The sequence below is a fragment of the Magnetococcales bacterium genome, assembly GCA_015232395.1.
GTDB lineage: Bacteria > Pseudomonadota > Magnetococcia > Magnetococcales > JADFZT01 > JADFZT01.
Map to the genome: position 1 here is coordinate 1 of JADFZT010000013.1, position 21,531 is coordinate 21,531.

Sequence of the window (21,531 nt, forward strand, 5' to 3'; positions counted from 1 at the left end):
CGCCGTCCCCCCTTGTCAGAGGTTCGAATCAAAGATTACACCGGCGACATGGTCACTTTCGAATTCAAGGACTACCGGAATTATGGCAGCAAGGTGCTGAACACCGTGCGGACTTTCGAATTCATCAAAAGGCTGACTCGTCACATTCCTCCTCATTATTTCAATGTCATAAGGCACTACGGCATCCTGGCAAGTCGGGTCAAATCCATCTACAAAACGATCACTGACAAACTGTTGGGCAACCTCCCAGGTGTGGAGAGAACTCCTGATTGGAGGGAACGGCAGATGGCGTTCAAAGGGCGGGATCCTCTCGTTTGCAGAATCTGCCAGAAGGTCATGAAGCTCGTTTCAATCCATTCGCCCAATCCGCTGTTTTGGGTCAAGCAGAGACTCCAGGCCGCTTTTCCATAAGCCTCTCTTTCAGAGTCGAAATGCGCCTTGTAATCAGGGGTTTGCTCATTTTCCGATCAGATCGCAGGAAATGATCCTGAAATCCGGATCACAATCGACCCTCAGTCCAAAAAACAAGCCATCAGACAAATGAATTTCCAATTAGGATGGCTAATCTCCAACTTTGTTTTTCCGAAACATTCCAAATATCCTTCATGTGAACCAGGATAGGGCAAAATGGGGTCGGTCACAAGAATGACCTCTCACCACTGTTTTTGCTAAGAAATCAGGAATTCACCACCCACAGGGATGTACAAACAAGAAAGCACAATCAGTAGCCCTCTCGTTTCGAACGCCCTGTTTTCCGGCAGTCCGCAGAGGCCAGGATCGAATAGGAAACCACCCTAATGTGATCCTCTTGACGAGCATCCCAATCCAGGAATCGGTCCGCATTCTTCATAGCTGAATAGTCCAGTCCTTCACCGAGCACATCCATCCAACCAGCGGCTTGGTAAAGACTCATCTCTTCCCAGAAGCTCCCCTTGCCAACGACCACCAAGCTGCCAAGTTCCCCATAATCTCTGGCGGCACAGCTGTCCTGCATCAAGTCATCCGCATTCTGAAAGACAGCTGCCAACACCGCCAACTCATTACCTGACTTATCCTCCAAAGTTTCGATCTGCACAGTTCCGGGAAGACCCAATTGTGAGGAAGCAGTGATGGCGGATTCTGCATCGACCACCAGGTTGTCCGCCACCAAGGTGATGTTCCCCCCTGCGCCGCCATGGGCGTTGGCGGTGACTGTGCTGTTTTCCACAATCACAAAAATGGGATCAATTTCGATGTTGCCACCGCTGCCCACGCCTCCCTGCACGCTGGAAGTGATCGCGCTATCCGTTAGTTGAATGAGGTTGACGGCCTGGATAGTAATATTGCCACCGTCGGCATTTTGTGTAGAGGTAGCGATATCACCATTGTCCAGGATAATGGCGTCGTCGGACATAACCACCACATCTCCAGCCTGCCCACTGTTTTCCTCCTGACCGCTGCTACCGCTGACGATGACACCACCATCGGTGATGGTGATGGAAGTAGCTGTAACGGTAATATCCCCCCCCTTGCCCTGGTCAACAGTAGTGGCAGAAACCTCCCCCCCATCGGTGATTTGTAAAAATGGCGTGGTGATATCGATGTTGCCGCCATCACCTGATCTATGGGATTGGGCCACGATAAAGCTCTGTGTTCCAGAGACTGCAACCATTTCCTCAGTCGTGATGCTGATGCTACCACCAATGCCGTCGTCATAAGCATTGACACTAATCGCCCCCGCATCAGTAACCAGCAGTGTATCGGATGAAAGTATAATGCTGCCGCCATCGCCTGTTCCCTGGGTTTGAGCAGAAATGGCCGACACATCATCAGCGATATGGACGGTATCCCCCACCTCGATGATAATGTCTCCCCCCTGACCTTCACCCAAGGTACTGGCGGAAATGGCCCCTTGGTTGGTGAGTGAAAGCGTCTCTGATGAGAGATGGATGCTACCCCCCGTTCCGGTTCCCCGGGTTTGGGCAGCGATACCCGTCAATTCACCGGAAATTTGGATGGCCTCTTCGACTTCCAAACTGATGTTGCCACCCAGGCCTTCAGCAATCGTAATGACGGAGATTCCCCCTCCATCGATCAGGGATAGATTATGGGCAGAAACATAAATGCTGCCGCCATCTCCCGCTCCCAGAGTGGAAGCGGCAATCCCGCTCATTTCACCGGAGATAGAAATATCCCCTTCAACCTCTATGTTAATATTTCCACCGGCACCTTGGTCCGTAGCTCCGGCAGAAATATTTCCCTTGTCGGTGAGAAAAAGGTTTCCAGAGGAGATAGAAATATAACCTCCAGCACCCTCCCCATGGCTTTCAGCCACGATGCCGGTCGGGTATGGCGTATTACCGGAAATCCAAATATCACCTGAAACCTCCAAGGTGATGTTGCCACCGATACCTTCGCCAAATGTGGTGGCTGAAAGGCCTCCGCCATTCGAAAGGGAGAGATTTTCTGCTGAGACGGAAATATCTCCCCCATCGCCGGATCCAATAGCTGCCGCAGCAATGCCCGTGTCCGCACCTGAGATGGTAATTTCATCCATACCCACGATATTCAGCACCCCTCCAGAACCGGAGCTATAGCTGTTGACGGAAATCACACCCCCACCCGAAATTGACAGCGTTCCGGATGAAAGCTGAATAGCCCCCCCGGCCCCCGCTCCCAGAGAATCAGCGCTAATGACCGCCGAGCTACCTGAAACCGCAGTCCCATTTGCCACCTGGATATCGATATTCCCGGCCAACCCCTCTCCATATGTGTTTACAGAAATCCGTCCGGTATTGGACACCTCCAGCTGACCGGCAGAGAGGAAAATCTCTCCACCAGCACCCAAGCCATAAGCCTCGGCAGAAACAGAAGAAGAAATCAGGGCCTCATTCCCAACAGTGATGACAATGTCTCCCCCAGCCCCGGCATCTGTGCTAATGGTGGAAATTGATCCACCATTCACCACCGAAAGCGTACCTGCCAAGAGCGTCACCCGACCGCCATCGCCACCCCCCAGCGAACCCGCAGAAACACTCCCATAGGTGGAAACAACCATTCCACCCGCCACGTCCATGGTGATATCCCCTCCCACTCCCTCCCCAGAGGTGTTGGCGGAAAGTGCCCCATAGTTGGCCAGAGTGAGACTGCCTGCTGAAAGCGTAATGTTCCCAGCATCACCACTGTCTAGAGCTTCAGAGGTGATGCCAGTCGAAAATCCAACGATGGCGATATCATCTGCCGCCACCAAAAACAGATCTGCTCCCTCCCCCTCACCCAGTGATCCGGTCTTGATCTTGCTACCACCGATCATTTCCAAGGTATTCGCGGTGATGTAGACGTCAGACCCTCGCCCGCTGCCATCGGTCACACCGGATATTATTCCCCCAGAGGTCAGGCTCAACCCGTGAGTCAACTGAATAGCTATCAGACCACCATCCAAGTCACCTCTGGTTTCAGATAAGATGTTGGCGTCATCCACAGTCAATTGACCGCCCTGGATATGGATCTCACCTCCACCATCATCGGATGTATAAATATAGCTATTCCGCGACAGTTCAATCTCACCCATACCGTCGAGATCGACAGTTTCTAGGCCACTACCGGTTAAGACCACCTCCCCGGCAGAGTCCACGGCAGCCAAGTTGATCCGTCCGCCCTCGGCTGCGATGACAGCGCCATCGATCTCCAAGTCTCCGGCAATGATCGATAAGGTTTCCCCCGCCTCGACCCGCAAACTCCAAGTGATGTCACCAGCGCCCGTCACCCGAATGGCTGCTGGATCGTCACTTAAAAAACCAAATGCTTCCGGAGCTGAGGTGGAAAACAGCCCCTCATTGCCCAAATCAGCATAAAACCGCTCCTGACCATCAAACCCCAAATAATCAGCGGTGGTGACGTGAAATGAGCCGGAAAGATCCAGGGAGGCGTTTTCCCCAAACATCACCCCGTTGGGATTGAGCAGATAAAAGGCCGCCCCATCGATGGTGGAAATAATGGTCCCATCGATCCAGGAGTCGTTGCCGCCGGTGACCCGGCTGATGATGTTGGAGACCGAATCGGAACTACTGAAGGTGGCTGATTCGTTGGTTTCGAGGTTGAACTCGCTAAAGCTGTGGAAGAGGTTGCTGCCGGAGAGGGAGCCCATATCAGAGGTGATGGCATAATCCCCAGCCACCGGGCTTAAGGCACCCACCTGCTCTGGATGGAGAGAACCATCGAGAACGATGCCGTCACCGGATCCGGCCCAAGCCACCATGGGTGCAGAAAATAGACAGGCTGATAGAAGGAAAAACGAAAAACAATTGTTCATTATCATAAAAAATGCCTGACGATGAAATAATGACTTGGAACAATATACACCCTCACATTTCCCTGGTTGGGATGTCCCAATGCACTGTCAAGTTGGCCCCCAGCCCGCCATCGTGGTAGATTTTCACCATGGACACGACGCCCTCACTCTACCATGGATTCCGTTTCCCTGGCGAAATAATCAGCCACGCAGTTTGGCTCTGCTTCCGTTTCACTCTCAGCTATCGAGACGTGGAGGAAATCCTGGCCTCACGAGGGGTTATCGTGACTTACGAATCCATCCGTCAGTGGAGCCTTCATTTCGGTCAGGATTACGCCAAAAAGATCCGGGCCAGGCAGGGCCAACCTGGGGATGAGTGGTTTATGGATGAAGTGTTTATCAAGATCAATGGTAAGCAGCATTACCTCTGGCGGGCCGTGGATCAGGATGGAGATGTGCTGGATATCCTGGTCCAAAGCCGTCGGAACGCCAAAGCTGCCAAGAAATTTTTCCGCAAACTGCTCAAAGGGTTGCAGTTCAGTCCCAATAAGATCGTGACCGATAAACTCGGCAGTTATGGTGTCGCTCTGAAGGAAATGGACTTGGGGGTGGACCACGACACCAGCCAGTACCAGAACAACAGAGCTGAGAACTCGCACCAGCGAACGCGTCAGCAGGAACGACAGATGCGAAAATTTAAATCACCAGGCCACGCTCAGCGCTTTCTCTCAACCCACGGACCGATTAACATTCTTAGCCGCCAAGACCGTCACCTGATGTCCGCTTCCTCCTATCGGGAATTACGGAATCGTGGTTTTTTCGGAGTGGGAGGTCATTACCGGAATGACGTCCTAAAGCTGAAGAAAGCCAAGTCTGTGTGCTGGGCTGTGGAGACCGGCTTGACCGTATTTTGCTCAACTTGACAAAACCCTTGGCTCACATGAATTGATTTCAATCCGGTTTCAGCCTACTTTGTTTTTTGGAAAGGGGGGCAAGCGAAAATCCTCCCTGGGGGAGACTATCCGGAGAATAAGAGGTGTGTGATGGGGGAGGGATCCAAACCAGTCATTTTGGTTGTCGATGATGTGCCAGCCAATATCAAAATGGTCGCCGCTATCCTGCAAGGACTCTATGACCTGCGTATCGCCTTGAATGGGGTGGATGCCTTGAAAATTGCAGGCTCCCAAAAGCTGGATCTGATTTTGTTGGATGTGGTGATGCCCGGGATGGATGGCTATGCTGTTTGTAAGCAACTGAAAAACAATCCGGCCACCCGGGACATTCCGGTGCTTTTTATTACTGGGCATGCCGATGACGCTGAGACCAGACGGGGGTTGGATCTGGGGGCTGCAGATATTCTCCGCAAGCCCCTGAAACCCGATTTGCTACGGGCTTCGGTGGTGGCCCAACTGGCCTGATGGCTTGGGAGGGGGGCTGTTTTTTTCAGGCCGAGACTGAATTATTTGGCACATCATTTTCCTGTAGGGAGTTATGAAAATCTATTTGACGGCTGTGGGACTTTTTGCACTTCTCCTGCCCCAATCAGCTCTGGGAGAGCAGTTGCTGTTTTCCACTCGGGTGGAAGAGCCCCCCGTGATCGACGGTCAGGCGGAGGATCCCGCCTGGGCTCAAGCCAAAGGGATCAGCACCCAGGACCGGGTGACCCGAAAGCATATCCTGCTCAAATCCGTTCACACCGCTGAGAAGGTTTTTTTTCTGGCCCGCTTTGCGGATGATGCCCCGGAGCAGGAACATAAAAATCTTCTTTGGGATGAGGCCCTTGAGATGTATCGGGTGGGCCCTAAACGGGAGGACAGCTTCGTCTTTAAATGGAATATGGAACCCTATCCCGTGGATCTGACCCTGACCGGGGATACCGCCTACCGGGCAGATATCTGGTTTTGGAAGGGAGCCCGGACCGATCATGCCGGTTATGCCGACGATAAGATCCAGTTTTTGAGTGAGTTGCGTCGAAAGCAAGCCAAAAGAGTGCTCACCAAAAAGGGACGGCTGCATTATTTGACCCGCATGGGGGATAAAGGCGATGCCGCCTATGAAACCCAGCTTCAGGAAAATTATAACGGTCCTGAAATCCCGCAGTTTCGCTTCAAAAAACCTACCGGCAGCCGGGCTGACGTTCAGGCCAAGGGGGCGTGGCAGGAGGGGACCTGGACCATTGAGTTTGGTCGCAAACTCAATACCGGTCACGGGGATGATCTGGCGTTTGTCCTCCCTGGGCGCTACCAGTTCGGGGTGTCCATTTTTGAAATTGCCGGACGCAAAGCCAATCCCAAAATCGATAAGCCCCTCTATGGCAGTGGTGAGGTGGGTGAAGCGTTGATGCTGGTATTCGAGTAGATCCATGCCATGAACAGAGTGCCGTTCCATGTGGCGAAAAATATCGGTTTTATCCTGCTGTTTGGCATACTCGCCGCCGTGATTGGCTCCTCCATCCGTCACCACGAAGATTCCGCGCAATCCCTCAACACCCTGATCAACGAACTGACCCCTCTCAATAAAAAATTGCAGCTGGTCAATACCCATCTCAATACCGCCCGGGAAGATTTTCAGATCTACACCCGGTTGGAGCGTATTGGTGGAGATGATCTTCTGGGGCCTTTGGGCTTTTTGAACAACCGGTTGCGAGAGATGGAAAGAATGCTGGCTGATGAGGGAATCAATTTTACCCAGGGATCCTTTGTTAAACCGGCTAAAACCATCCGCCTGGCTCTTTTTACTCATCTTGAGGAGTTGGAAGAGACGGGGGATCCGACCAGTGATACCAGCCTTGTCCTGCTGGAAGCCATTGAGACCGAGTCGGTCCGTCTGAGGGGAGTTTTGCAGGGGTTGCTCAATCAGATGATCAAGGATAGACCCAACTCTGAGTTGATCCCGTTTATTCACACCGTTTCCCAATCTCTGGCGAGTTTTGACGAACTTTTCAATAGATATTCTGTTCAGGAATATCTGCAACTTGATGACGCTATTCAGGCGGTAACCCGTGCGGGTCAACTGCTGGAAGAGATGAACCTGGGGGCCGTGGTTTTTCAGGATGAGGTGCGTATTGGCGGATTCGTTCAGGAGCTTAAACGGGTTTTGAAGCGTTACCGGATCACTTTGGCTGGTTACCAGGATGAAATCGAGCGGGGCGGGGATCATACCGATACCTTGGTGATGATCCAGGAGGTGGCCTCCCGGGTTTGGGCCCAGATTGAGGAAAAGCTCTACGTCATCAACCACCGCATCGAACGTTACAGCGAGACCACTCAAAAGCGCATCGCCACCCTCAATGAGCAGCGCAAGGAACGATTTTTGTGGATATCGGGGCTGGCTCTTGTGGTTGGTATCCTGATCTCCTGGTGGTTGGGGCGGGTGCTGGGACAGCGGATGGAGGCTTTGGCCCAGGGGGCTCAAGCGTTTGCCCGGGGGGAGTTGGATCATCGGATTGCCCTTTCAAGCCGGGATGTGTTTGCGCAGTTGGGGCAGGCTTTTAACGATATGGCGGTCAAACTCCGGGAAAAGGAGGCTGCCCTGGAGGAAAATCTGCAATCCCTGGAGAGTCGGGTGGCGGAACGGACCCGGGAGCTGGAAGAAGCCGTCACCCGGGAGGGGGAGGCCAATCGTACCAAAAGCCATTTTTTGGCCAACATGAGCCACGAAATTCGTACCCCCATGAACGCTGTCATGGGGCTCACCGATCTGGCTTTGGAAACCACCCTGCCCCCCAGGGGGCGTGACTATCTCAATAAAATTGCCGACGCTTCCCGTTCGTTGCTGCGTATCATCAACGACATTCTCGATTTTTCCAAAATAGACGCTGGCAAGCTCGATCTGGAGATGACCGGGTTTCATCTGCGGGATATTTTTCCCCGGTTGGGTAATCTGTTTCGGGAGCAGATTGCGGAAAAAAATCTTGAATTGATTCTGGACGATGCCCAGGGTGCCCGGGTGGCCCTGATCGGGGATTATCTGCGGCTGGAACAGATATTGATGAATCTGATCAGCAACGCCATCAAGTTTACCGAATCCGGCGAGGTGGTGGTGCGTGTGGCTTGGCAGGAGATGGCCGATGAGAGGGTGGAACTCTCTTTCTGGATTGAGGATAGCGGTATTGGCATGACCAGCGAGCAGGTGGAACGTCTGTTCAATCCTTTTGTCCAGGCAGACTCCTCTACCACGCGTCGCTTTGGCGGTACGGGTTTGGGGCTCTCCATCAGCAAGCGGTTGGTAGAGTTGATGGGGGGGCGGATCCGGGTGGACAGTCGTCCGGGGAATGGTTCGATTTTTTTCTTTTCCGTCCCATTCCAGAGGTGGCCGGAGGCGGAAGGGAGGGGGTTGATTCTGCCTGAAGAGATTCGGTGCCAAAAGGTGCTGGTGGTGGATGATCATCCCAAAGCACAGGCAGGGGTGATGGCGCTTTTCGATGGCTTTGAGATGGCGGTTTCCGGGGTGGGCTCCCCAGAAGAGGCGATCCAGGCGGTGGCGCACTCCTTGGAGGAAGGCGCCCCATACCAGTTGGTGGTGGTGGACTGGCTGATGTCGGGTATGGATGGGGTCGTCACTCTGGGTCAAATGATTGATTTTTTCCAGAAAAACGACGCTCCCCTCCCCAAAACCCTCCTTTTGACCCTTTCAGGTCGGGAAGAGGAGATCAAGAACCATCCCAGATCCCAGGTGGTGGGCGGGACGATGGCCAAGCCCATCACCTATGCCGATCTTTATGAGAGTTTGCTCGCCCTTTATGGCCAGAGCCTGGGAAATAGCAACCTCCTGGAACGGGATGGGGTGGACCCGGACAGCGTGGCCCAACAGGTTGCCGGTGCCAAAGTGTTGCTGGTGGAAGACAACGCCATCAATCGTCAGGTGGCGGGGGAAATGTTGCGGGGGGTGGGGCTCGACGTGGAGATGGCGGTCCATGGTGTCCAAGCGGTCGAGATGGTGGCGGAAGGGGATTATGAACTGGTCCTCATGGATATTCAGATGCCCCGCATGGATGGCTATGCCGCGACCCGGCGCATTCGCAAGGGGCTGAAGCGGGATGACCTGCCGATTCTGGCCATGACTGCCCACGCCATGTCCGGGGATCGGGAAAAATCCCTGGCGGCGGGTATGGATGATCACATCACCAAACCCATCGACCGCAAGCAGCTTTTTGCCTGTCTTAAGCAGTGGATTCCCCATCGGGAGAGAGGGGAATCCATGGCGGTTTCGGCCAAACGGATTCCAGTAGTTAAAACACCTCAGGCTGACAGCTCTCCTGCGGGCAGTCTGCCCGATGCGATCCCGGGGGTTGATCTGGTGTCAGCGTTGGCCCGTTTGAACGGTAATCAGCGGCTGTTGCGTTCGATATTGTGTGAATTTTATCGGGATTTCAGAGCATCCGGAGAGATGGTTCGCCAGGGGCTTCTGGGGCGCCGCAAAGAGGATGCCGACGAGGCGGCCCGCCTGCTCCATACCATCAAGGGGATGGCGGGAAACATGTCGGCAGGTCACCTCTTTGAAGCGGCTCGAACCCTTGAGCTGGCGATCAAGGAAGAACAGAAGGAGAGGTGGTTGGAGCTGATGGAGCGGTTTGATGGGGCGTTGGCGGTGGTGATGTCAGCCATTGAGCCCATGACCTTCTGCCAGAAGGTGCCTGTGGATCAAAGCCAAGGGGATGATCTGGTCGCCTTTGAGGGGGAGGAGGGGGCTGGTTCCGGGGAGGCTCCTGCTGCTCCCAGGGATCTGTCTGCTTCTTTGGACCATCTTGCCGGATTGTTGGAAAATGCCAGCTTTGAGGCTCAGGAGGTGTTTGAGGCTCTCCAGGCAACCCTGGTGGGGCGGGGAAAGGAGAGCGACAGGGCGTTGGAGCAGCTGGCCCAAGCTATTGATCGGTTTGATTATAAATCCGCCCGGGAGATTTTTTCGGGGTTGGTGGCGGGGTTGGGTGTTTCTCTTGGGGAGGATGGGTAGGGGATCAGTCGGTTTTTCGTGCAGGCTTCTCCTCCGCCTGCAATCTTTGGATCGCCGCCGCCATTTTTTCAGTCGCCTGCAACCGGCTCTCTTCCTTCAATATATAGCAGCTCTATCTCAAAACTGGACACTCTTCCCTGACTCGTCATCCCCGCGAAGGCGGGGATCCAGGGAGCTGATGATTGCCTCAAGGAAAAACCAAATCTTCAAGAAAGGCCAGTATTTTGCTGAAAGTGATGCAAGATTTGGAAAGGTTTGTGCCAGACTCCCTGGATTCCCGCATTCGCGAGAATGACGGCAAAAATGCAACGGCATATGTCTAATTCTTGATTTGAATGGCTATAAAGTCATTTCTAAAATTGAATGCACCGTACATCTGTTTGTGACAAAGATACGGGGTGGTCATTCATTCGCCAGAATGGGGGAGGCAAAGCGCTCAATGGCTGCCAGGAGATCTTTTTTCTTGATGGGTTTGGTCAGGTGGGCGTTGCAGCCGGCATCAAGGCTTTTTTGGGCGTCGCCATCCAGGGCGTGGGCGGTGAGGGAGAGGATGGGGGTGCTTGTTTTGCGTTGGGTATCCTCCCAGGCACGGATGCGGCGGGTAGCCGTATAGCCATCCATCACCGGCATCTGCATATCCATGAGAATGAGGTCGAAGGTGTCCTGCTGGATGCGTTGCAAAGCCTGCTGCCCATCCCAGACCATCTCCAATTGGTGGGGGGAGCGTTTCAAATAGGCCTGAATCAACATCCGGTTGTCTTCGGAATCTTCTACCAGCAAAATTCGCACCCCTTGTGAGCTGAGCGTTGGATCCATCTCCCGGCTGAGTGTGGCCGGGGAGGCGGGGGGGGCTGCGGGGTTCAGGGGGAGAGTGAAACGAAAGAGACTGCCTTTCCCGGGGGTGCTGGAAACCTGGATATGGCCCCCCATCAGCGCCACCAGCTGTCGACAGATCGCAAGCCCCAATCCAGTGCCGCCAAAGCGGCGGGTCACCCCGGCATCCGCCTGGGTAAACTTGTCAAAAATGGCCTCCTGGTGCTCCAGGGCAATGCCAATGCCGGAATCCCGAACCTGAAAGAGAAGCCTGGGTGTGGGTGCTTCCAGAAGCGTTATCTGAATACTCACTTGGCCGGTGTCGGTAAATTTGATGGCATTTTCCACGAGGTTGATCAGCACCTGGCGCAACCGGGAGGAGTCTCCTGCAATATGGGTGGGGATTTCCGAGGCCATTTCCAGGGTGAGCTCTATCCCTTTATGAGCGGCTTTGGGGGTGAGCATCCCCACCACTTCCGTCGCCAGCTGCCGGGGGTCGAAGGGGATCGATTTCAGGTCCAACTGGCCCGCTTCGATTTTGGATAGATCGAGAATGTTGTTGATCAACTCCAGCAAGGAGGCCCCCGCCTGCTGCTGTTTGCTGAGATAGCCCTTCTGTTCGCTGTCGAGAGGGGTCTCCAGGAGCAGATCTCCCATGCCGATCACCACGTTCATGGGGGTGCGGATTTCGTGGCTCATGGCGGCCAAAAATTCGCTCTTGGCGCGATTGGCCTGTTCTGCCTCGGTTTTGGCCCGGGTGAGGGCCTGTTCATCCTGCTTGCGTTCGGTAATGTCCCGCACGATGCCTTCGATGGCTATCGGTTGGCCGTCGTCATCCACCACCAGCACGTTGCGTTGATTGAGCCAGCGGGTTTCTCCTGATTGATGGATAATCTGATACTCATAGCTGGGGGGCATGTGGCCTGAAATCAGATTGCGCCATTCCCGATTAAAATAGTCGTGCCAGTCGGGATGCATGATCTTTTGAACCAAGATGGGGCGGGCATAAAATTCTGCGGGGGTATAGCCGGTCAGTTTGGTGATCGCTGGACTGACATATTCATAGCGTCCATCGGGCAGGGACATGCGATAGATGGCGTCCGGGGCATTTTGGGCCAAGCGGCGGAATCGGGCTTCGTTTTCCCTGGCTTCCCGAAACGCATGGGTGATTTTTTCAAACCAGCCCTGCCAGGCTGAGGGAGCTGTGGGCAGGTTTGGATCTTTACCGGCGGCTTCCTGGTCGATATGGGCTACCAGAGCCAGAGCCGGATGGATAAAACGCCGGGCAAAGAAAATATAGACCACCACCAGGGCCATCCCCACCCCCAGGAGCAGAAGCAGTGGCGTGATCAGGTGGCGGCGGAGATCCTTGAGCAGACTCTCTTCCGGCACCACATAGACCAGCTGCCAGGGAGTGGTGGAGATAGGGGTGTTGAAAATGCGATATCCGGTTAGTGAAACTTCTTTGGGGATTGGGCCAAAGGTCAGGGGGGGTGAGGAAATAGCCAGTTGATCCGGCAGGAGTTGCTGAAATGAGCGTACGCCGGGTAAGGTTCCCAAATCGATGTGGGAGTGGCCGAGTACTTGGTTTTGCTGGCTGAGCAGATAAAAACGCCCTTCGGGATGGGGGGGATGTTTCAAAAATCCACTGAGAAAGCCCAAGGCGATATCCCCGGCCACCACGCCCCGAAATTGATCATCGGTGTAGACCGGCAGGGCATAACTGATAAAAAGTCCCGCCCCAGCCAGATCCAGATAGACATCGGACCAGTAGGGTAGTCGATGGGGATTGTTTTCCGGCAGGCCCTGGGTCCAGTAAGGCGCGGTCAAGGCGGCTCCAGCCATGCCGGTGATGTTGCCATAAACCTGTTGGACCTCTTTTTCCAGAATAGGGGGATAGATCGCCCCATAGACCGGATGGCCCCCTTGAAGGTAGATATAGCTCAAAAACGGGGTGGTTTTGACTGCTGCTACCATAAAGGGCAGGAGTCCCAGGGCGGCATTCAGCTCCTGGCGCTGGAATTCATTGAGTTGATCCAGCCGACCCAAGCCGTGGAGATTGCCGGTTTCGGCCAGATCCAAATCATGCTGGCCAAACTCCAGGGAAAAATAGTTTTCTTCCCGGCGCTCTCCCATCCGGGCAAAGAGCGGGTGGGGTGGGAGGTTGGCCTGGTCTTGCAGCTGGATGGTGGTCAAGTGGTGAAGCTCCACCACCCGGTCGATGGCGGCTTGTAGAGCAGCCTCCAGGCGATAGGTGCGGTTGTTCAGGCGTTCCGCCGTCACTTCACTGACCTGGGCGCTTTCCCGGAGATATTCCCGGACCCCGGCAGCCAGCAGCACCCCGGCCACAAACAGGGCGATGATCGATGCCCCAAAATAGTAGTGGCGGGAGAGGGGGGCAGGGGGGATATTGCCGATTTTTCGCGGCATGAAGGAGGAAACCTTGTCGTTTTGGTTTTGAACCTTCGTGACGTTATCTTATCAGAAGGAAAAAATCCAACACTCAGAAGTGGGATGATCTGGTGGGTGCCCAAGAGAAGGGTGTAAAAACAAATTTGTAGAAATGTCTGTAACAAATTGAAAACCCCCTTTGCCAATTGGTTCAAAATTTCATAATTTGACATTTGTCGGAAATTCTCTTTTCTCCAAACCCTAATGTAGAGGCGTCATGGCACAAATCACTCTCAAAGGCAATCCCATCAACACCGTTGGCTCTCTCCCCGCCGTGGGTAGCGATGCTCCTGGCTTTTTGCTCACCAAAACCGACCTGGCGGATGTCCGTCTGGGGGATTATGCGGGCAAGAAGGTCGTACTCAATATTTTCCCTTCCGTCGATACCCCGATTTGCGCCGCTTCAGTGCGCCGTTTCAATGCCGATCTTTCCAGCATGGATAACACTGTCGTGTTGTGTGTTTCCCTGGATCTGCCCTTTGCCTTGTCCCGTTTTTGCGGAGCCGAGGGGCTTGAAGATGTGGTTCCCTGCACCGAGCTGAGAGCCCGGGGTTTTGGTGAGGCCTACGGCTGCCGGATCGCCGACGGTCCCCTGGCCGGTCTTTTGAGCCGGGCTGTGGTGGTGATCGATGAAAATGGCAAGGTGGTTTACACCCAGCAGGTGCCTGAAATCGTCGAAGAGCCCGATTATGAAGGGGCCATGAACGCTCTCAAGTAACCCTTGGGGCGGGAGATGGGTGATGTTGGTGGGGCTTCCGGTGTGGGTATCCAGGGGCTCCACCCATCCCACTCTCTTGGTTTTTTTGATTGATTTTTTAGGGGTTTTTGTCCCCTTCAGGTATTTTATCCATCCTGGGGGGATGGTCTGGATCTGCTTGATAAGGGCGTGAAAGTCGTCCTGCTCAAGATAAAATTTGATAGAATGACACTCACCCGGGGAAGGGAAGGATCCCACGGCGGGTTTCAGAATGGGATGGATGGACGGATCACTCTTTTCCAATCTGACCTGCCCAATCAGGAGTGGACCGCATTATGAATGAACGGCAATTCGTAAACCGGCTTCCGGAGTTGATCGACAAAACCCTGAAACTGATGAAGGAAAAGGGGGTGCCCATCCACCCGTCAGCCCGCAAGGCCCAGGTGTTGGGACGGGAGATGCCGATTCCGGTCACCTTTGTCGAAGGGGAGAGAGCGGATCTGATCTTTGAAGGGGACGAGATGCCTGCCAATGTGATCCCCATGGATCCCCGGGGGATTCCAGCCTGGCGACTGGAGGTGGGGGAGGATCTTCTGATGGAGGGGCGTCTGGACCCGGTGGTCAACGCCATCGTGCATCTGTTTCAAGACGCCAACCCAGAGGAAAAAGCCGCCTTTTCCCGGCTGGAAAAAGAGGGGGAGACGCGCCAAAATCATCCTTTGGAGATGGTGGCCGCCTTTATTCAGGGGGTCTATCGCTTTACCTACAATAAAAATACCGTCAAAGGGCTCTTTTTCTATTGCCGGATGAACGATATCAAAAATGGCGACCGCTTACACGAAGCCACATCCCTCTCAGGAAAAAGATACCATCCTGAACACGCTCGTGTTTTCAACGAAATCTGTCGCACGACCATTTTTTGACTGAAGCTGGATCCTGATTAAAAAAAAGAGCTTGGGGAAAGAGACCTCCCCCAAGCTCTTTTTTTTTGGTGTGTTTGCAGCCAAAATCAAAGCGTGGATTGATAGATGGTGGGGGCTACCTGCACCAGGGGGACATCCAATCGGTTGAGGGTTTCGGAGTGGCCAATGAAAAAATAGCCCCCGGAAATCAGGTTGCGGCAGAGCTTGTTGACCACTGATTCAGCGGTGGGCCGGTCGAAATAGATCAGGCAATTCCGACAAAAAATGATGTCCATGGTTTGCTGGATGCGATAGTCATTATCCAAAAAATTGAGATGGCTGAATTTCACCATGGAACGGATATCCCGGTTCATCCGCACCCTGGGGTTGGAGCGGTCCTTGCTTTTGAGCATATATTTTTTCTTGAGGGCCATGGGGACCGGATCGGCCCGCTTCATGTCGTAGATGGCGTCACTGGCGTGTTTCAAGGCGCGTGTGGAGAGGTCTGTTCCCAAAATTTGTGCCCGATAGTTACCCACCCTGGCTGCAAACTCCTGAATGACCATCGCCATGGTATAGGGCTCCTCACCGGTGGAGCAGGGGGCGCTCCATATATGGAGGGGGCGACTGCTGCCAGCGCCCTTTTGCATCAAATCGGGCAGAGCCGTTTGGGTCATGAACTCGAAATGCTTGGGCTCCCGGAAAAAATCGGTTTTGTTGGTGGTGACGATATCGACAAAGTTGGTCAGCTCGTTTCTGCTGTCGTTGGGGTTGAGCACCAGATCGACATATTCGGTGAAGGTTTGCAGATTTAACGTCCGTAGGCGTTTTTGAATCCGGGCGGTGAGCATCGATTTTTTCGACATGGGCATCTGAATGCCACAGCTGGCCTCGATAAATTCGCTGAGGCGCTTGAATTCCTTGTCGGAAAGTCCACCCTGATTGAGTACGACTCGATTGGTTTGATTCATTTTCCGGCTCTGGCGTCCTGCTTTGAGTTGAATAAAACGGCTTCCTCTCCAGCATCTGGAGGGCTATTCGGGTGTCACGGACAGATTTTCCCCCGGGGCCGTTATTTGCGCTGAATGATGCAGAATTTCCTGAACATTCCACTGTAGCTCTTCTGGAACATCTTGGCAACTTGCCTGATTCATGCTCTGAATAGTGTTCTTCCTTGGGGGTGGAACAGGGGCTGAAAATGGGGGGTGTGTCAGGCAATAAAACAATTTTGTTGGCTATGTTTTTTGCTGTTGAAATAATATGGCAGGATGTGCCAATGGAAATCTGTCTTGGAAAAAACGATAAACTTCCTGCTGGGAGTTGTTGGAAGATTTATATTTTAAGTTTCATGGTGTGAGGGGGGGAAGATGATCAAGTCTCATATTGTCCGGGCCATTTCCATGGGGTTGGCAGCTGTTTTGTTTCACTGTTTGACCTCACAGGCCTTGGCCTCGGTTACAGCTGAACCGGGCTGGCGTTACAACCGGGGCAACCTGGCAGCCACCTTTGCCGATGAGACTGAATATCTGGCCCAGAGCAACGGTTTTAACGAGGTGTGGTCGGTCTCCACCGGGGGATCCAATATTTCCGTCAGGACCGGGGATGTGACCGGGGATGGCGAGCTGAATATCGTGGCGGTGAGCACCGCTGGTTTGCAGGTTTTTGATGTTGAGGGACGCCAGACCAACCAAACAGCGGCTCTGAGTGTGACGCCCTACCCATCGATTCTTGAGGATGTTGATGACGATGGGGTGTTGGAAATTCTCTATGGCACCTCCAGCTCTTCGGATCTGCGGATATTCATCCACAACGGGGACGGCTCCCTACAGCAGGAGGTGATCCGGTCAGCTACCAGCGGTTACGACGCTTCGGTGCGTCCTGTCGCCTACCTGGGGGATGACCGGCTGTTGGTCTCCTATACTGCCGGTTACTCTAAGGATCCCAGGGGGTTTGGGGTTTTTGATCTCTCCCAGGGAGAGAATGGTGAGGAACTTTGGTATTACGATATCGGCCCCGTGTCGGGAGAAATGTCGGTGGTGGATACCGATGGCGATGGGGTGATGGAAATGACCCCCTATCTCTTTTCCGCCCACAATGGAGCCACCGGCTACGGGGTGTCAGAGACGGGGAGCTATACCAGTGATTATTGGCTCTATGCGATTTTGGTGAATGAAAATGGTGAGGAGTTGCTGTCGCAAAAGCTTACCAGTGATGCTAAGGGAGGCAGCCAGCAGGTGCTGGCCGATCTGGATAACGACGGCACCTATGGAATCGTCGCCACCGTAGGGCACTATTCCTCCTATCCGGGGGAAGCCACCATCCAGCATCTCTCTCTGGATGGCACCCTGCTGGCCGAGGTCTCCATGGGGGATGACAACGCCCCCACCTATGCCATTGCAGATTTGGAAGGGGATGGGGATCAGGAGATCATCGCTACGGGTCGCACGGATGACATCGTGCATATCTTTGACCACAATCTCAACTTGCTGTGGCGCAGTGAGGAGGGGTTGACCAGTGGCAGCCTGGCAGGGGTTGTGGATGTGGATGGGGATGGGGTCAAGGAAATCTTTGTCCGGGATGGCACGACGCTGGATCTGCTGGATGGCGACCCGGCCAGTGGTTATACCCCGGTCTGGTCGGTCACGCTGTCAGAATCGATCAGTCAGGTGATTCCCGGGGATCTTGATGAGGATGGACGGGCAGAGATCGTGGTCTACACCTCCACCGGCTCAATCCACTATTTTAATACCAGCCTCCCCATCATCGACGAGATAACCGATGGCACCTTTACCACCAGCCAATCCATTGAACTGACCTGTCACAATTCGGAAATTCCCTGTGTGGCCATCTATTACACCCTGGATGGCAGCGACCCCACGACGAGTGCCACCCGCCTGACCTACACCGACGGCAACCCCATTGTGCTCACGGAAAACGCCACTCTGCACTATGTGGCCTTGGGGGATGACGGTTATTATGGGGATGTAGCGGTGGGCACCTTCATCATCGACCAATCTCCGCCGGAATTGACCCTGCTGGAACCCATTGAAGGGGGGATCTACGGGGTGTTGCGTTATATCGAGGGCGAAGCGGAGGATGTTGGCTCGGGCATCAAGGAGATTCGGGTTCTCTTTTGGGATGGTTTTGATTATGCCCTGGGAGATGAAACCATCGTGGATTGGGACGATGAAGAGCCCACCACCTGGCCTTTGGCATCGGATCAAAGTGCTGGGGAGGACGCGGCTTGGTCCAGCTGGAAATATAGTCTGTTCGGGGCGAGCCTTCAGGATGGCTCGGACTATCTGCTGAGTGTCCAGGCGGAAGATAATGTCGGCAACATCACCACGGTGGGGCCCTTTGCCTTTACCATTCACAGCGGTGATGCCTATCCCACGGAGATCTCCATCGCTCTGTCCAGCAATGCCATTTTGCCTGATGAGAGCGTCAGCGGCACCGGGAATCTCACCCGGGTGGGATCCACTGATTCGGATCTGACCGGTATCTCCATCACCCTCACCATACGGGATCCCGATGGCAATCTGGTGGAGAGCCAGGAGGTCACCACGGAAAATCTCTACGGTCACTTCTCCATTCCTGATCTCACGGGCTTCGACGAAGAGGGCTATTACACCATCGAAGCGGTTTTTGATGGCAACGCCATGCTGATGACGAGCTCCGGATCGACGACACTCTATGTCGGGCCTTCAGCGGGATATGCCATCCTGGTGGAAGGCAAGATCGAGAGTGAGGAGGGGCTGGAATCCCATAATCTGACCACCAACCACATCTACGACCATTTTATCGACCGGGGCTTCAAGACCGAGGATATTCAATATTTCAACTATGACCCCAGCCAGGAGGGGGTGACGGCCCTTCCCTCCAAAACCGCCATTGAAGAGGCCGTTACTGTTTGGGCCTTGGAAAAAATGACAGACGTGGCGGCACCGCTCTATCTGGTGATGGTGGATCACGGCAGCATCAGTCAATTTCACCTGGATGATGAAACCATCACCCCGGATGAGCTGGATGATTGGCTGGATACCTTGGAAGCGGGGCTGGTGCTCTCCAACCCGGATGCCCTGGATGCAGAGCGGGTGGTGATCATCGGGGCGTGCTATTCCGGGAGCTTTATCGAAGAGGTTTCCAAGTCGGGCCGGGTGATGATCACCAGCGCTGCTGAAGATGAGGTCTCCTATAAAGGCGCACTGGTACAGCCCGACCCGGATGAAGACCCCAATGGCACCCCGGTACGGGTGGGTGAATTTTTTCTGGAGGAGCTGTTCGGGGCGTTGAGCCAGGGCGTCACGCTGATGGAGGCTTTTATCACCGCTACCGAATCCACCGAGACCTACACCCGGGGGACCACCGCCAGCAGCAACGCCTTGACCCCTCTCGATGATGGTGCGAGGCAACACCCCCAGCTGGATGATAACGGCGATGGCATCGGCTCCAATGATCTCGATGATGCCGGTTCGGGGGATGGGGCCGTGGCGGAATTTCTCTATCTGGGTGGGGAGGGGTGGCATTTGACCAACTCTGCGGATAACCCTGCTGAAATAACCGAGGTTACCCCAACCCTCTATTTGGATGCCGATGAATCCTCCGGCGAGGTGTGGTTCAGGGCCAACGATGATGGGGAGGTCGCTTGGGGCTGGGTGGAGATTCGCAAGCCCGGCAAGGAACTGGATGCAGCCGACGGCACCGAAACCGGACAGGTGGATCCGGATCTGCCCTGGGAATTTTTGGATCTGGATGCCGATGGCCTCTGGCGGCTGACCTACGATGGATTCAGTGAGTCGGGTCAGTATGAGTTGTACTATTATGTGCAGGATCTGGAGACCCTGGACACCTCTCCCATGGTGCGCTCGGTGGTCTATAAAAATCACACCGATAACGCCTCCCCATCGAGCTTTGATCTCACCGCGCCACCCACCCTTCCCGACACAGTGCGCACGGCGGTGGCTTTTGAATGGGACGCGGCGAGCGATCCGGACGGGGATGCCCTCTCTTACAATTTGGTGATTGCCGGGGATGTGCAATTTGAGGAAGAGGTCTATCGGCAGGAGGGGCTGCTCAACCCGGTCACATTTGTGGATGCCTCAGCGGGACTTGAAGATTCCAGTATCTATTTTTGGCGGGTGGAGGCGGTGGATGTATATGGTGCTGTCACCACCAGCGGCACCCGGGTTTTTCAGACCGACAACACCAACGATCTCCTCGGCACCTTGACCGGCAATATTTATGACGTGGATTCCAACGAGCCGGTGATTGGTGCTCAAATCGAGGCGGTATCGGCGGATGGTACCACCACTGTCACCACCGAGAGCCAAGCGCCTTATGGCAGTTATCTCCTCTCCCAAATGCCCGGGGAGGTGGATTTGGCCATTGTGGCGGATGGTTATTCCGATCAATCCCTGGAAGTGAGCCTGCCGGAGTTGGATGTGGTGCGTTCCAATATTTCTCTGGAGGCCAGCTGTGATCCCCCCACCACCTTCAGCGATGTCTCTTGCAGGCGCTGGGGCTATTCATCTATCGAAACCCTCGGGGAAAATGCGATTACCAGTGGTTGTGATTCGGAAAACTATTGCCCGGACAATGAGCTGATGCGCTCGGAGATGGCCATCTTTCTGCTGCGTGGCATCGAAGGATCGAGCTATGCCCCTCCAACCGCTACCGGGACGGTGTTTGATGATGTGGTTTCCAATTATTGGGCTGGGAGCTATGTAGAAGAGTTTGCAGATCGGGGGATTACCAGTGGTTGCGATGCTTCCAATTTTTGTCCCAGCCGCAACATCACCCGGGCGGAGATGGCGATCTTCCTGGTGCGCGCCATTTATGGCACGGGTTACGCTCCCTCCGCCGCTACCGGGACGGTTTATGGGGATATCTCTTCCAGCTACTGGGCGGCGTCTTACATCGAACAACTCGCCTCGGATGGCATCCTGGATGACACCCTGGACACCACCCGGGCGTGTGACACAGGCAACTTCTGTCCCAGCTTGACCATCAACCGGGCGGAGATGGCGGTTTGGCTGGTGAAGGCGTTTGAGTTGGAGTGATCGGGTTTTTAGAACGGTCGTAATCAGGGCGTTCGGTCTGGCGTGACCGGATGGAATAGCGGTCAGGAGTTGACCGAACGCCCTAGTTTTTCCTCGACACTTTGGATTTTGCCCACCAAGCGGTTTTGCTGACCTTTGCGGCAGTCGGCCTTAATGGAAATCGTGATGCGGTTGCAGTCGCTCTGCATCCGTTCATAGCACTCTTTAACCACCGCCATCACCTCATCCCACTCCCCCTCCAGGCAGGTGCCCATGGGGCCCAGTTTGTAAGCCACACCGCTCTTGTCGATGATATCCAGGGAACGGGATACGTAGGCGCTGACACTCTCCCCTTTGTCCAGGGGGGTCATGGAAAATTCAAGTAGTACACTCATCGGCTCTCTCCTG

Annotated in this window: 11 protein-coding genes and 1 pseudogene; 8 read left to right on the forward strand and 4 right to left on the reverse strand. The window is 54.4% G+C overall.

Annotated features, from left to right (window positions below):
• Positions 1 to 411 (forward strand): transposase (locus HQL52_05685; protein ID MBF0368935.1); only part of this gene is annotated, 411 nt, incomplete at its 5' end.
• A gap of 310 nt (positions 412 to 721) precedes the next feature.
• Here the strand turns inward: HQL52_05685 and HQL52_05690 are convergent.
• A complete protein-coding gene (locus tag HQL52_05690) occupies positions 722 to 4,237 on the reverse strand; it encodes a filamentous hemagglutinin N-terminal domain-containing protein (GenBank protein ID MBF0368936.1) in 3,516 nt (1,171 codons plus the stop codon).
• 182 nt (positions 4,238 to 4,419) lie between these two features.
• On the opposite strand from HQL52_05690, the pseudogene HQL52_05695 reads away from it, so the two are divergent.
• The 4 genes and pseudogenes from HQL52_05695 to HQL52_05710 all read left to right on the forward strand — a co-directional run bounded on the left by HQL52_05695 (position 4,420) and on the right by HQL52_05710 (position 10,222).
• Positions 4,420 to 5,076, forward strand: a pseudogene (locus HQL52_05695) (IS6 family transposase).
• Positions 5,077 to 5,313: 237 nt separating this feature from the next.
• Positions 5,314 to 5,688: a response regulator gene (locus tag HQL52_05700; GenBank protein MBF0368937.1), complete on the forward strand. Its 375-nt coding sequence runs from the start codon at positions 5,314 to 5,316 to the stop codon at positions 5,686 to 5,688.
• A gap of 73 nt (positions 5,689 to 5,761) precedes the next feature.
• The gene (locus HQL52_05705) at positions 5,762 to 6,628 is read left to right on the forward strand and encodes a hypothetical protein (GenBank protein MBF0368938.1); all 867 of its coding nucleotides are present in this window, start codon (positions 5,762 to 5,764) and stop codon (positions 6,626 to 6,628) included.
• 9 nt (positions 6,629 to 6,637) lie between these two features.
• Positions 6,638 to 10,222, forward strand: a complete 3,585-nt coding sequence (locus HQL52_05710) for a response regulator (GenBank protein MBF0368939.1) — start codon at positions 6,638 to 6,640, stop codon at positions 10,220 to 10,222.
• A 402-nt stretch (positions 10,223 to 10,624) separates the two neighbouring features.
• On the opposite strand, the gene HQL52_05715 is transcribed toward HQL52_05710, so the two are convergent.
• Positions 10,625 to 13,465: a response regulator gene (locus tag HQL52_05715; GenBank protein ID MBF0368940.1), complete on the reverse strand. Its 2,841-nt coding sequence runs from the start codon at positions 13,463 to 13,465 to the stop codon at positions 10,625 to 10,627.
• A gap of 238 nt (positions 13,466 to 13,703) precedes the next feature.
• Here HQL52_05715 and tpx point away from each other — a divergent pair, with 238 nt between their 5' ends.
• Both tpx and HQL52_05725 read left to right on the forward strand, forming a co-directional pair.
• Positions 13,704 to 14,204 (forward strand): thiol peroxidase, encoded by a 501-nt coding sequence (gene tpx / locus HQL52_05720; GenBank protein ID MBF0368941.1) that lies wholly within the window; start codon positions 13,704 to 13,706, stop codon positions 14,202 to 14,204.
• A 314-nt stretch (positions 14,205 to 14,518) separates the two neighbouring features.
• Complete coding sequence (locus HQL52_05725; protein MBF0368942.1) at positions 14,519 to 15,106, forward strand: hypothetical protein; 588 nt, start codon at positions 14,519 to 14,521, stop codon at positions 15,104 to 15,106.
• 86 nt (positions 15,107 to 15,192) lie between these two features.
• On the opposite strand, the gene HQL52_05730 is transcribed toward HQL52_05725, so the two are convergent.
• Positions 15,193 to 16,056 (reverse strand): protein-glutamate O-methyltransferase CheR, encoded by an 864-nt coding sequence (locus HQL52_05730; GenBank protein MBF0368943.1) that lies wholly within the window; start codon positions 16,054 to 16,056, stop codon positions 15,193 to 15,195.
• A gap of 396 nt (positions 16,057 to 16,452) precedes the next feature.
• On the opposite strand from HQL52_05730, the gene HQL52_05735 reads away from it, so the two are divergent.
• Positions 16,453 to 21,144, forward strand: a complete 4,692-nt coding sequence (locus HQL52_05735; protein ID MBF0368944.1) for an S-layer homology domain-containing protein — start codon at positions 16,453 to 16,455, stop codon at positions 21,142 to 21,144.
• A 62-nt stretch (positions 21,145 to 21,206) separates the two neighbouring features.
• Here the strand turns inward: HQL52_05735 and HQL52_05740 are convergent, their stop codons facing one another.
• Positions 21,207 to 21,518: an MTH1187 family thiamine-binding protein gene (locus tag HQL52_05740; protein MBF0368945.1), complete on the reverse strand. Its 312-nt coding sequence runs from the start codon at positions 21,516 to 21,518 to the stop codon at positions 21,207 to 21,209.
• Positions 21,519 to 21,531 lie beyond the last annotated feature (13 nt).